14 protein-coding genes are annotated in these 12,722 nt (G+C 51.4%); 4 read left to right on the top strand and 10 right to left on the bottom strand.

What is annotated here, in order from left to right:
* The coding region (locus VMT62_05830; GenBank protein HVN95928.1) for a ComEC/Rec2 family competence protein at positions 1 to 968 on the top strand (968 nt) is incomplete at its 5' end.
* Positions 969 to 988: 20 nt separating this feature from the next.
* Here VMT62_05830 and VMT62_05825 read toward each other — a convergent pair.
* The 10 genes from VMT62_05825 to amrB all read right to left on the bottom strand — a co-directional run bounded on the left by VMT62_05825 (position 989) and on the right by amrB (position 10,304).
* A complete protein-coding gene (locus VMT62_05825) occupies positions 989 to 2,950 on the bottom strand; it encodes a PAS domain S-box protein (protein HVN95927.1) in 1,962 nt (653 codons plus the stop codon).
* A gap of 214 nt (positions 2,951 to 3,164) precedes the next feature.
* Complete coding sequence (locus tag VMT62_05820) at positions 3,165 to 4,115, bottom strand: hypothetical protein (GenBank protein HVN95926.1); 951 nt, start codon at positions 4,113 to 4,115, stop codon at positions 3,165 to 3,167.
* A 10-nt stretch (positions 4,116 to 4,125) separates the two neighbouring features.
* Positions 4,126 to 5,037, bottom strand: coding sequence for an RNA polymerase factor sigma-32 (locus VMT62_05815; protein ID HVN95925.1), 912 nt, complete (start codon positions 5,035 to 5,037; stop codon positions 4,126 to 4,128).
* A 4-nt stretch (positions 5,038 to 5,041) separates the two neighbouring features.
* The gene (locus VMT62_05810) at positions 5,042 to 6,040 is read right to left on the bottom strand and encodes an XdhC/CoxI family protein (protein ID HVN95924.1); all 999 of its coding nucleotides are present in this window, start codon (positions 6,038 to 6,040) and stop codon (positions 5,042 to 5,044) included.
* Positions 6,041 to 6,118: 78 nt separating this feature from the next.
* On the bottom strand, positions 6,119 to 6,994 hold the full coding sequence (gene yqeB / locus VMT62_05805) for a selenium-dependent molybdenum cofactor biosynthesis protein YqeB (protein HVN95923.1): 876 nt from the start codon (positions 6,992 to 6,994) through the stop codon (positions 6,119 to 6,121).
* Entirely contained in the window at positions 6,994 to 8,010 is a 1,017-nt protein-coding gene (locus VMT62_05800) for a molybdopterin-binding protein (protein ID HVN95922.1), read from the bottom strand. The genes yqeB and VMT62_05800 overlap by 1 nt, the downstream gene beginning before the upstream one ends.
* Complete coding sequence (locus VMT62_05795) at positions 7,991 to 8,602, bottom strand: nucleotidyltransferase family protein (GenBank protein HVN95921.1); 612 nt, start codon at positions 8,600 to 8,602, stop codon at positions 7,991 to 7,993. The genes VMT62_05800 and VMT62_05795 overlap by 20 nt, the downstream gene beginning before the upstream one ends.
* Before the next feature lie 47 nt (positions 8,603 to 8,649).
* On the bottom strand, positions 8,650 to 8,862 hold the full coding sequence (locus tag VMT62_05790) for a DUF1858 domain-containing protein (protein HVN95920.1): 213 nt from the start codon (positions 8,860 to 8,862) through the stop codon (positions 8,650 to 8,652).
* A gap of 54 nt (positions 8,863 to 8,916) precedes the next feature.
* Positions 8,917 to 9,450: an AmmeMemoRadiSam system protein A gene (gene amrA, locus VMT62_05785; protein ID HVN95919.1), complete on the bottom strand. Its 534-nt coding sequence runs from the start codon at positions 9,448 to 9,450 to the stop codon at positions 8,917 to 8,919.
* Positions 9,447 to 10,304 (bottom strand): AmmeMemoRadiSam system protein B, encoded by an 858-nt coding sequence (gene amrB / locus VMT62_05780; protein ID HVN95918.1) that lies wholly within the window; start codon positions 10,302 to 10,304, stop codon positions 9,447 to 9,449. Before amrB ends, amrA begins: the two co-directional genes overlap by 4 nt.
* A 192-nt stretch (positions 10,305 to 10,496) precedes the next feature.
* On the opposite strand from amrB, the gene pgsB reads away from it, so the two are divergent.
* From pgsB to pgsW, 3 genes are all read left to right on the top strand, one after another.
* Positions 10,497 to 11,708 carry a poly-gamma-glutamate synthase PgsB gene (pgsB, locus tag VMT62_05775; GenBank protein ID HVN95917.1) on the top strand — a complete coding sequence of 404 codons (1,212 nt, stop codon included), beginning with the start codon at positions 10,497 to 10,499 and terminating at the stop codon, positions 11,706 to 11,708.
* Positions 11,705 to 12,163, top strand: a complete 459-nt coding sequence (gene pgsC, locus VMT62_05770; protein HVN95916.1) for a poly-gamma-glutamate biosynthesis protein PgsC — start codon at positions 11,705 to 11,707, stop codon at positions 12,161 to 12,163. Before pgsB ends, pgsC begins: the two co-directional genes overlap by 4 nt.
* Positions 12,160 to 12,722 (top strand): poly-gamma-glutamate system protein (pgsW, locus tag VMT62_05765; protein ID HVN95915.1); only part of this gene is annotated, 563 nt, incomplete at its 3' end. The genes pgsC and pgsW, both read left to right, overlap by 4 nt.

Below are 12,722 nucleotides of genomic sequence, written 5' to 3'. Positions count from 1 at the left end.
CCCTTGACATGGGGTATCTCTACCCAATCGTACGGCCCAATCTCTTCGAAACCATCTGCTATTTCGTGTTAATCCCCAGTCTTTTTTTCTTGCGAGTAAGGCTCGTCCGGTTCGCCCTTATTCTTATTCTCCTGCCCGCCATTTCGCTGTATTCTATGAGCCTCATCAAAGAAAGGTTCTACAATGACACTATCTCCTTGAGCTTCATCGACGTTGGACTCGGGGATGCCATTCTCGTCGAGGCGCCTCACGGCATGCGTCTAATCATCGACGGTGGAGGCCTCCGCGGGGGCGATTTTGATGTGGGCAGATCAGTGCTCACACCTATCCTTCTCTCGAAAAAGATACTCACGCTCGACTATGTCATCAACACTCATCCGCACGGTGATCACGCGGGTGGGCTTCTCTATATCGTCAACAATTTCGGGGTCAAGCACTTTGTTACCGGCACCTACGTTTCTCAGGAGTCTGTATATAACAGGATAGTTGAAACGATTCAGAGAAAAGGCTTGCACCCTGAAGTGTGGAAAAGAGGTGATCGTTTCTTATTCAAGAACGGCATGGAGGTTATGGTGTTTAACCCGGCGCCATACCTTTCTCTCGACGATCTTAATAACAGGTCCATCGTTCTCAAGATTGTCTATGGCAAAAGTAGCTTTCTGTGCACCGGCGACATGGAAAGTGTGATTGAGGAGCAGCTGCTCATGCTAAAGGGCGTCCCGATACGGGCAGATGTGTTAAAAGTGCCGCATCACGGAAGCAAATATTCGAGCAGCCTTGATTTCTTAAGGGCCGTAAAACCATCTATCGCTGTGCTGAGCGTGGGCAAAGGCATAACAGGCCTGCCCTCCCTTGAGGCGCTCGAAAGGTACCGGCTATTATCGATTCCCGTTTTGCGGACAGACCTAAACGGGTTCATCGAGATGCGCTCTGATGGGAATCGGATTGTATATAATACTTACCGATAACGAAATGCGCCACGACACAGCTATTTTACAACGCGAGGTCTCTTGCCTGTGGTTTCGGAACCGGCTCCGTAGGGTAGTTGTCCGTCGTCTCTTCGTATGATGTTCTGGAGTTTTTCATCAAGCTCATTTGCATCGTAAGGTTTGGTCAGCACGTCGAGGAAACCATAGTTTTTAAAATCCTTTATGATAGGATCGTTCAGGTACCCGCTCGATATGATGCCTTTTGCCCGGGGATCAAGGGCAATCAGCTCCTGCATGACCTCTTTGCCGCCCATACTGTCAGGAATCGCCAGATCGAGGATCACCACATCAAAAGGCTTCTTTAACTCTCTGGCCTGTCTGTAGAATCCGATTGCCTCCTCGCCGTTCTGCGCCGCCACAACTTCGTAACCCAGATGCTGGAGCAACTCCTTGGCGATGCTCAGGATCATCTCTTCATCGTCCATAACCAGGACCCGTCCTTTGCCGTGCCGAACTACCCTGCTCTCGATGCGGGTATCCGCAGCTTCCTTCTTGCTCGCCGGCAGATAGATCTGGAATAGCGTTCCTTTGTTCGGTGTTGATTCAACATCGATATGGCCGTTATGTTTCTTGATTATGGAATAGCTTATGGCAAGACCGAGTCCCACGCCTTTCTGCGACCCCATCTCTTTGGTAGTAAAATAGGGATCGAAAATCTTTGGCAGATTTTCCTCGGAAATACCGGCGCCCTCGTCGCGAATCGATATGCACACATGGTCCTCTTTGATAAGGGGAAGCTTATCGTGCGGGGTGATGCTTGCATTCTTGCACTCGACCGCGATCATCCCGCCGGACGGCATGGCCTCTTTGGCATTCACAACGAGGTTCTGGATCACCTGCCTGATCTGGTCTTCATCGACTTCCACAGAAAGGAGTCCCTCGGCAACCGTGTAATTCGGTCTGATTAAAGACCCTCTGAGAGCTTTATCTATGGTGTCCTTTACCAGCTCATCGACGAGAACTATTTTCCTCACGGGATCGCCGCCCCGGGAAAAAATCAGAAGCTGCTGGGTAAGGTTCTTCCCCAGAAAGGCTATGCGCTCAGCCTCGGTCAGAAACTCTATCGCTTTTCTGTTCTCTAACGCGTTCATTTTAGCCAGGGAAATGTTGCCCACAATAGCCATCAAAAGGTTGTTGAAATCGTGTGCCACACCGCCGGCGAGCGTGCCCACGGACTGGAGGTTCTTTGCCATGAGCACCTCTTCCTCCAGTTTCTTCTGTTCTGTGAGATCCCGGATCACTGAGATCCTGATCTGCCTGCCCCTGAGATTGGTTTCTCGGGGGCGCACCTCGATCGGAAAGATGTCCCCATTCTTCTTGAGCCCGAGCGTTTCATGCTTTTCTTCGTTCTGGAGGGTGATTCTTTCTTTAACCGTGGTTCGCGCTTCAGGAGCGATCAAGTCCAGGGCGTTTCGCCTGATGATTTCTTCTTCGCTATCGTATCCGAACATTTCATAGGTTCTGCCATTAGCGTTGATGATGATCCCTTTCTCTATAAACATGATTGCTTCATGGGAGGCCTGAGACAGATCCTTGAATCTCGCCTCGCTGTCTCTTACGAGTTCCTGCGCCCGCTTCAGTTCCGTGACATCTGTGATAATCCCTACGATGCCGCCCACAGACCCGTCTGACGTGTAGAAGGTCGCTTTCTTCTCAATCGCCTGGCGTACCGATCCGTCCGGATAGGTGATCGTGGTCTCGCAGGTCTCGCTGCCAGGAGACTTGATAAGCTTCATATCCATTCTCTGCTGTCGAATGGCTTCCTCGCCGTTAATGGGGAGATCAAAGACGGTTTTCCCCACGTAGTTCTCGTTGCCCCTGCCGAAACAGGCCTGAAACGCCTTATTGTAACCGAGATAAAATCCGTTTACGTCCTTGTAGTAAACAGGGTCGGGCATATTGTCGAGGAGTACCTTGAACAATTGCAGTTGCTCGAGAAACTGTTTTTCTCTATTTTCCATAAACTATGGTGTACCCTTGGAGCACGAAAAGGCTTATACCAGGACTGCAAAGAGGAACACACATGAGAAGTTTTCGTGCAACGAACACTACGGACTACAGAATATTAACTCCGATGTCACCCCTAATGGTTTTTGCTATGATATGTGTTTCTACCACAAAAAGTCTCACAACGTCTACAAAAATCTTTTCTTGCTTCCCAACACGGCCACTGGCCTACATTTGCAGTCTTTTTGCCTGCAGAATATCAGAAGCGTCAGGTGCAAGGCCGGCCCCGCAGAGCATCACCCCGTGGCGCACGCCCTTTGTGCTGATCACACACCCGGCGAATGAATGATAGGCCATGATCTCCTCAAGAAGAATAGCCCCTTGCGTGATGACGTCTTCTCTGCCCGTCTCTATCCCAGGTACTTTTACCCTCTCTTGTCTGTCCATGGCTTTCAGTCTTAATATAATGTCTCTCACATCATTGAGAGACAAAGCTAATCCGTGAATTCTTTCCTTATCGAAAGATCCAAGTCCAAGCATGACTGCGCCAAGAGTCGTTATGGTTCCTCCCGTGCCCACACATACCAGTTCATTGCCCTTCGCCAATGGCTTCGTAAGCAATGTCCTAATATGGGTCCTCGTGGATTCGATTTCACGTTCTTCGGGCGGATCGGTCTTGACAAACATTTCGGTTAGCTTCACAGTCCCAATCGGGAGCGAAAGTAAGTCCGCGAGATGCTCTCTGTCGCCCGCAATCATCTCGGTGCTGCCACCACCGATATCAACAACGAATAGATCGTGACCCCCAATGAGCCCGTCGGTCATCACGGCCAGGTATGTGTAATAGGCCTCCTCATCGCCGCTTATTATTTGAACCGATATGCCGCATGCGTCCTGCACCCTTTTAAGAAACCGCCCGCTGTTTGCCGCTTCTCTCAAGGCGCTCGTGCCCACGCAGAAAACCTTGTCCACGTCATAGGATTTGGCAATACCGGCGTAACGCATGACTACCTCGACGGACCGGTTAATGGCCGCATCCAACAGGTATCCGTTCCTTTTGAGCCCTTCGCCCAGTCGTGTTATCGACGATACGTCCTCTATCTCTTCAATCGTATCTGTCGCACGGGCAATGAGCATGAGAATGGTATTCGTACCGATATCAATGGCGGCGTATGTCATGGTCAGGATTTTACGAGAAGCTGAAATCCTTGAATTCTGCTCTAAACCGATCCTTAAATTTCTTGAGAACCTTGTTCTCGATCTGACGCGCCCTCTCCCGTGAAATCCCAAAATGGTCGCCAATCTCTTGAAGAGTGAGCGGCTCTTCGGACAGGATACGGTGTTCAAAAACGTAGAGCTCTTTATCGCTCAGGGTCTCCTTAAAATCTTTCACCCTTGACACGATGATCTCATCCTTTTCTTTGTCGGCCACTATTTCTTCAACGTTTTCTCCGGTCTTCATCAGATCCATAATGGTGTCGTCGCTCTCGCTATGGATAGGCGTTTCCAGTGAGACGTCCGTGTATGCCAGCCTCCTCTGCATCTCCTCAACCTCCTCCTCTTTCACATCCAGATTTCCTGCGAGGAGTTTAGGCGCCGGAAAAATGCCAAGAGCCTCGAGTTTTCGCTTTTCTTTGTTCAGACCATAGAAGAGTTTTCTCTGGCTTTGCGTGGTGCCCACCTTTACGAGACTCCACGAGTCCATGATGTACTTGAGAATATAAGCCCTTATCCAGAAAGAGGCATAGGTGGAGAATTTGGTCCCTTTGTAGGGGTTGTACTTCTTCACCGCGTGAAGCAGGCCCACATTTCCTTCCTGGATAAGATCGAGAATGTTGAGGTAGGTATTGTAATACTCAAGAGAAATCTTGACCACGAGTTTGAGGTTCGACATGACAAGTTTCTGCGCCGCTTCCTTGTCGTTTCTTTCAAAGACCTTTTTCGCCACCAGGAACTCCTCATCCTTTGAAAGAACGGGGTATCTCGACACTTCGCTGAGATACTTTCTGAGCGGGTCGAAGGGGGTGGGAAGTGAGCTCTCCGCGCTCTTGTCCGTATCTGCGAGATCAGGTTCCTGGTAGAGGGAAATCTCTTCTTTCATTCAGTTACGATTCTCTTCTTACTTTAATGAGTTCGGCGACGATGCTGATGGCGATTTCTTCGGGTGTTTCCGCGTGGATGGAAAGACCGATGGGAGCGTAAACCGCGGATATGCGTTCATCATCGAAACCGCATTGTTTCATGTAATCGAGGACCATCTTTACCTTTCGTCTGCTTCCAATCATACCCACGTATCTCGTATCTCTCCTGAGTGTTTCCTTGAGCACGTGTGCATCATATTGGTGGCCTCTCGTCACAATGACCACAAACTCTTTTCCGGTAAATTGCAGATCCTCGAAGATTTTCTCAAAGTCTGCCACTCTGATCTCGTCGGCGTCAGGAAACCTCTGACTGTCTGCGAATTCCTTGCGATCATCGATAATCACCACGTAGAAACCCACCATTTTGGCCGCCCGTGCGATGAACTGCGAAACATGGCCTCCCCCGAAGACGTAGAGCACAACCGGGGCATGGATCGGCTCGATAATAGCTCCATCGGACACCGACAATCGTGTTTCTCTGAAATACCTCGCAAACGACTCAGCATGAGCCTCGGACAATCCGTCGCCGCTTACCTTCCGGTCTTCCTCGAGAAGGGTTTTTACAAACGTTCCTTCATCAAACCGCGTTATCAGGACCGAGCTCCTGCCTTCCTTTTCGAGATGATCGAGCCGGTGATAGAGGCTGAGATGCCTTTCGAGGACCGGCTCAAGCAGCACCTCAACGTTCCCGCCACAGATCATTCCCTGCGAGGCCACCTCTGTCGCGTCCATCCGGATACTGAGTATTTTCGGACGATTCGCCCCCATCATGGCGCGCGCTTCCTCACAGGCGCTGTATTCCAAACGACCGCCGCCTATAGTACCCCACAATCGTCCATCTTGGCCGATGAACATCTTTGCGCCGGCGTCGCGCGGCGCGGACCCGGACCGTGCTATGACCGTTGCCATGATGCCCGCTTTTTTCTCTTTGAGATAACCTTCAACAGTTTCGTAGAGTGACATACAAATCCCTTTTAACCGTCGTTAATATGAGTTTCGCCCTGGCCTTCCCTTGAAAGTTGCTGCCGCACTTAAGCAATATCAATTGAATCTATGCATGATCGCTTGGAGCACACCGCCCCCTATGGCTCTCGCTTTTTCCGAAATCGTACGACAGTACTCCGTCTGTGCTCTCGGATCAATGTCGCCGACCTTCTCATTATCCGCCACGTGAATCTCACGGATGAGTCCTCGGAGAATTCCGTCGATAGCAGCATAAAGAGGCGTACTGTTCACCTTGAGCACTACGTCTCCTTTGTTTACGGCATCGCCCAGGTGTCTCACGTGCTTTACTCTGCCTGCGACGGGTGAACGAAGGACCCTTTCCGCGGTATGACCCATCATGGCGCCCGGAATCCCTGTATAAGGCTCGGCCTCACCGTCGTATATGACCCTGCCCAGATTATGTCCTCGATTGCTCTCAATTACCGCGTCGACGTGGTCGGGCACCCTAAAACCCGGACCCACACCGATAGTAAAGGAGGCTCCGCCACTTCTCATGACAGTACGCTCCCGTTTGACCATTCTCGCGTCGATGAGAACGTGCGGGTGCAGCGTTTCAGCGCAGAGGCACCGGGGATCAACGAAAACTGCAATCCTTTCTCGGGCCCACACGGATTCCGCCTCGTCTGCACTTTCTATTCGAAGAGCCCTGACACGCTCCACTTCCATGGCGCCCTCATAGACCGCCTCACAGAAAGAAACAAATCTTCTTACCGAGAGTGGCTCAGGGATTTCCGTCATGATAATCTTCTTCATACCCGCTTGGTACAAGCCATGGGCAATCCCTGTGGCCATTTCGCCCGCGCCCTTAATCACAATTATCAGTTCTCCGAGGTGGACTTTCCCGTTTCGCACGGTGTTCCTGCTGCCGTCATTTGCCCCGGATGGCGCAATGCCCGATACCACTTCACCCATCACGGTCCCTTTCCAAAAAAACAGGCAGGATAGTGGCACACCGGACAATGGAGGCAGAGCCCTCCGTAGGAGAGCTTTATCATATCCTTGGCGTGTATCTCTTCTCCTGCCATTATACGGGGCAAAATAATATCCATAACCGTATTGTAGTTATAATAGACGCAGGCCGGGGCGCCCAGTATGTATTTGCCGTTAAGACGGGCCACAAGAAACATGGCCCCGGGAAACACCGGGGTGCCGTAGAAAAGGGTTTTGGCCCCGGTAGCTTCTACACCTTCCTTTGTCACGTCATCGGGGTCCACGGAAAGGCCCGCAGTGGTCACCACTATGTCCGCTCCCATGGCCAATTGTGACAGGACGGCAGCGCGGATCATGGACACATCGTCGGTAACGATTCTTTTGTCAATAACGCTCAACCCGAATCCTTCTATCTTTTTCTCAACAGCATCGGAGCCGTCCTCAATCCTTCCATCGAAAATCTCGCTGCCGGTAATAACGAGACCGACGTTGAAATGGCGAAAGGGACTGATCCTTATGAGGCCCTTCTCAGATACCTTCTCTACCCGTTTCAGCTCTCTCTCGTGAATGTACAGGGGGATAATCTTGGCAGCGGCCACCACATCCCCGGGATTGACCGGATAACGATTGGGGATTGTGCTCAAGAGCACGTTCTTGATCCTGTTCATCTCATAGAGACGCTTTTCGTTCACATAGAAGAGGCCTTTGACGGTGCTCACAATCGAAACCTTGCCTTCCTTTGGCGGCAGAAGTTCCATGTTGTCGTTCATGACCGATCGGGCAATCCGCGTACTCGCTTCGTCCTCGTGTACCCCTTTTACCTCGCCATCAAACACGTAAAGGTGCCTTTTGCCAAGATTTAAGAGCTTCTCCATATCATTGGGGCCGATGATTATGCCTTTTTGAAACGCCACATCCTTCTTTTTTCCAGGGATAATCTCAGTGATATCATGCGCAAGGACCTTGCCCAACGCCTTTTCAATGCTGACTTTTTTCAATGACGTACCCTCTTTCTTCCAGGCTCACTATATCCTCCACCGTATCGATATCAAAGAGAGAGCCTTGATTACCTTCTATAAATAACACATCTTGACTGTTTTTTTCTATTATGTTTCTAAGGCCTTGGTCACCGGTAAGCAAGGCAATTTCTCTTCTGTAGCGTCTCACATCCATGAGCACGGGATGACCTTTCATGCCTTTAAACAGGGGCACTATGATCTTCTCCTTGTTCTCGCCATACGTGTCGATCATGCGGAGCACCATATCCTTTTCTACGAAGGGCTTGTCGCCGAGATGAAAAAAAACCCCTTTCGCACCCTCCATAAAAGGAATGGCGGCAACAACCGATGTGGCCATGCCAAGTATATGATCCCGGTTCTGCACAAACTCCACATATGATCCTTTCAACTCTTTCTCAATCTCCTCAGTCTGCATACCGGTGACCACGCAGACCTTCTCGATTCCCGCGGACAAAAAGGGGAGTGTAGCCATTCTGATCACCGACTCTCCATTGATTTTGAGGCTGAGCTTGTTAAACCCGAGCCTTCTTGACATACCGGCGGCGAGGATAACAGCGCGCAGTTGCTTCATATCAGATTATGCGGCTCACGTGAGAGTAGCTAAGATATATCCGCCCGTCACCGGCACGGATCGGAGACCTTCAGAATGATACCGTTCAGACTCTCAATAAGGGCTTCGACGTCGATCCCGTGGATCTCCGCACCCTGCTGAATGTTTTCGAAAAGGGCCGCCTGGCATCCCACACAGCCAAGACCGAATTCTTCAAACACCCTGATAGTAGCGGGGTACTTTTTTACCACCTCTTCAATGGTCATCTTTTTTTCAATCATGCGCTCTCCTTGGCCTTTCACTTTGGAAACTTTCATGGGTGCCGTGTTCTCCGATTAAAAAACCTCCGCGGAAAATATGTAAACCTCCGCATCTTTGGACTTCCAGGCATCCTTAGGCAGACCCGCTTTGTAACAGGTATGTTCCAGGAAGGCTATCCTGTCCCAATGATATTCTCCCGCCACCTGGGGCAAAAGAAGACCGGAATAGTATCCTTTCTCGATATACAGACCGTGTACACCCACCTCTATCTCATGGACGTCCTTGATCTTCTTCATGGGCGTCAGCACCGATATTTCAATATCTATGTCCTTCCACTCCTCCGCTCGCAAGGGGTCAAATCGCGGATCATGGAATGCAGCCTGCACGGCCATCTCTCTTATGGTCTCGTGGAGTGGCAAAAAGCCCTTTATATAGCCGATACATCCTCTGAGATCTTCTTTATTTTTTATGGTCACAAAGGCCCCGCACTTCTCCCGCATCAGGCCCGTGGGCTGAAAATCCGTTCTGTTCTTGCCAAAGAGCACGCTCTCTATACTCTCTCGGGCAAGACCCTTGAGCTGTTCTTTCTCCTCAGGAGAAAGCTTCATGCGACCTCCTCCTGCCCTTCGCGGTAGAAAACGGCTGAAACGTAACCGACCACTCCGCTTTTGTCCCCGGATGTATCTCCTGAATTCGCGTATTTGAGTGACATGCCACGGTCAGCGCCCAGCTTTTCACAGAGCATCATCGTCGTGACCATGGGGCCGGCGCCGCAGGCCTCGGCCCTGTTCCCGCTTATGTCTTCTATCATCCCCATTATGTCAAAGGCATCGAGACGGCTAACGATAATTGTATCGAGTTTCTTGGCTTGGGCATAGGGATAATAATGGGAAAGATCAGTGCTCCCCACTATGAGGAACTTCTTCTTACTCTTTTGCATGACGACAAAAAGCGACTGGGCGAGATTAGCACATGTGCTCGCGTCCTGGTTTCCCATGATGAGCGGGATAAGTCTGAAATCGCCGAGCACTGATTGGAGAAAAGGTAGCTGAACCTCCAGCGAGTGTTCCTCCTGGTGAGGCCTCATGTTCGCCTGGATAATACCGCCTGGTCTCAACACCTCTTTTGCGGCTTCTTCATCGATATCCACGGTACCGAGCGATGTCCTGAAACCCCCGCGGTCCCAGAGGGCAACCCCCTCAAAATATACGCGGTGGCTCGGGGCGATAATGACCGCCGTGTCGTATTGTCTCCCAGCGATCATTTTAAAACCGTAAGCTGCAACGGGACCCGAGTACACATAGCCAGCATGTGGCGAAACGAGCCCTAAAACCTCGACATCAATAGCGGGCACCGTTGCGTCCTCAAGGTAACCCTCGATCTGTCTTCTTAATCTCACCGGCTCATCCGGATAAAACGTGCCGCTCACCGCCGGTTCTCTTATAAAACCTGTCTTGTCCATCCTCCGCCCATTATACCATATATTCAGAGGCTTATAAATCATAATGATGTTTCGTAACAAGGGCAATGGGTTAGCGGCACAATGCTATAGACGCCCTGTAGGAGCGACCACGCAGGGCCAGGCCTTTAACCGGATGACATTGTCTTCCAAAGTGCACGTGCTTATATTTTCCCAAGACGGACAAACCATATAATGACCGATGGCCATATCTTTCTTATGCTGTTCCTCCTGCTCACGCTCATCGGCATCTGCGAAGGAGTATGGCACAGACGAAACCTTTCAAAGATACCGATCCGCATTCATGTAAACGGCACCAGAGGAAAATCGAGCGTGGTTCGGCTTATAGCAGGCGGGCTCCGCGAAGCGGGGATTGTTACCTGCGCGAAAACCACGGGAACACTTGCCCGTATGATCATGCCTGACGCGACGGAATACGCCGTATTTAGGCCAGGCGGGGCGAATATTATAGAACAGGTGCGTATCATCTCGAGAGCGGCTAGTCTTCGCGCACAGGCCGTGGTGGTCGAATGCATGGCTCTGCAACCCGGCCTCCAGTGGTTCTGCGAGTCCGTATTCATGCGATCTACCCATGGGGTCATCACCAATGCCCGTGCCGACCATCTCGACGTGATGGGCCCCTCCGAAGAAGACGTGGCTCACGCGCTTGCCGGGTCCACGCCTGTTCAGGCCAAACTGTTTACGGCAGAAAGGAAGTACCTGTCTGTATTCAAAGGTGCTGCGGAGGACCGCGACACCGGCTTGATTGAAACAACCGCTCAAGATGTGACCGCCATTACTGATAGCGAAATGGAGGGTTTCTCGTACGTAGAACACAGGGAGAATGTTGCGCTGTCTCTGACGGTCTGCGCTGACCTCGGAATAGAGCGCCAAACGGCATTACAAGGCATGTGGAAGGCCCCTCCCGATCCCGGTGTGATGACGATCGCTCACATCAGGTTCTTCGGGCGCACGATCAATTTCGTGAATGCCTTTGCTGCCAACGATCCGGAGTCTACAGAACAGCTCTGGAATATCGCGCTCGCAAAATTTCCCGACGTGGAAAAGCGAATTATCATATTGAACTTGAGGTCCGACAGGCCCAACCGTTCTGAGCAACTCGGAAAGATCCTCACGAAATGGAAGTCGGCCGACCATTACCTGCTCATAGGCACCGGCACAAATTTTCTGGCCAGGGCTGCCATTGCGGAGGGCCTGCCGGCAAAGAAACTCCTTTTTGCGGAGCATGAGAGTGACAGTGACATATTCGAAACGATCATAGAATTATCGGGCGCCTCCGCGCTCGTCGTGGGCATGGGCAATGCAAAGGGACAGGGTTTGAGCCTTGTCCGTTTCTTTCATAACCGCGGCAGCCTGAAGGATACCGTACACAAGGGGGTATCATGATTGAACTGCTTCCCGTTTCAATCGGCATCGGTCTTTGCGTAAACATCTTTCTCTCCGAGGCGCTCGGCATAGGCGGTGCGGGACTCGTTGTACCGGGGTATCTTGCCCTTCGTCTTACCGACCCGCTGAGTGTGGCCGTGACGCTCGCGTGCGGATTTGTTGCCTTTGGCGCCGTAAAGGCTATCGGATCTACCGTGATTATTTTCGGCAGGCGCAGAACGGTCATGATGATCCTCGCAGGGTATCTCACCGGTATGGGCGCCAGACTTATTGCGGGTGATGCGCTGGGAAGTGAGGCCCTTGAGTATCAAGTGATCGGCTTTATCATTCCGGGTCTCATCGCCACGTGGCTCGACCGCAGGGGTGTGGTGGAGTCCTTCTGCTCTCTCATCATCGCCTCTGCAATCGTGCGCCTCATTCTCGTTCTCATCTTCGGCGCGGGGATCGAGACATGACAAGGATCTACTGGAGACCTCAAAGCACACCGCTTTTCGCCTTCATCATCGTTGCCCTCTTCTCCCTCTCAGGCATCATCGCCGTAGAACATTTTCAAACTCTTACGAAAAGGCCCTATTACCGCGAGAAAATAGAAGCCTCAAAGCTCGCGCTTGAGGCCATGCAGCTCATAAAAGAGGAACGTCTGGACCGGGGGATTGCTATCGATCCCGAGACGGATCCAGCAGGATCGGGGCTCATCGGGGCCTTTGCCTCTTCCGTGACGAGCGACACGGGCATTCTTGAATCCAAGCAAACTTCTGCGAATCCTAATTTCGCAGCGGTCATGGTCCATCTACTCAAAGAGGCGCACGTGAAGGATGGGGACGATGTGGCCGTCAGCTTCTCAGGATCCTTTCCGGCACTCAACATCTGTGTTTATTCCGCTCTTACGACCCTCCATTTGAAACCGACGGTCATATCTTCGGCCAGCGCGTCTCAGTGGGGGGCCAACGACCCCGGGTTCCTCTGGATCGATATGGAAAACTTCCTCTATGCCAAAGGTCTCTTCCCTTCGCA

It is taken from the genome of Syntrophorhabdaceae bacterium, assembly GCA_035541755.1.
Classification (GTDB): domain Bacteria; phylum Desulfobacterota; class Syntrophorhabdia; order Syntrophorhabdales; family Syntrophorhabdaceae; genus PNOF01.
This window is presented reverse-complemented; position numbering and strand designations above follow the sequence as displayed.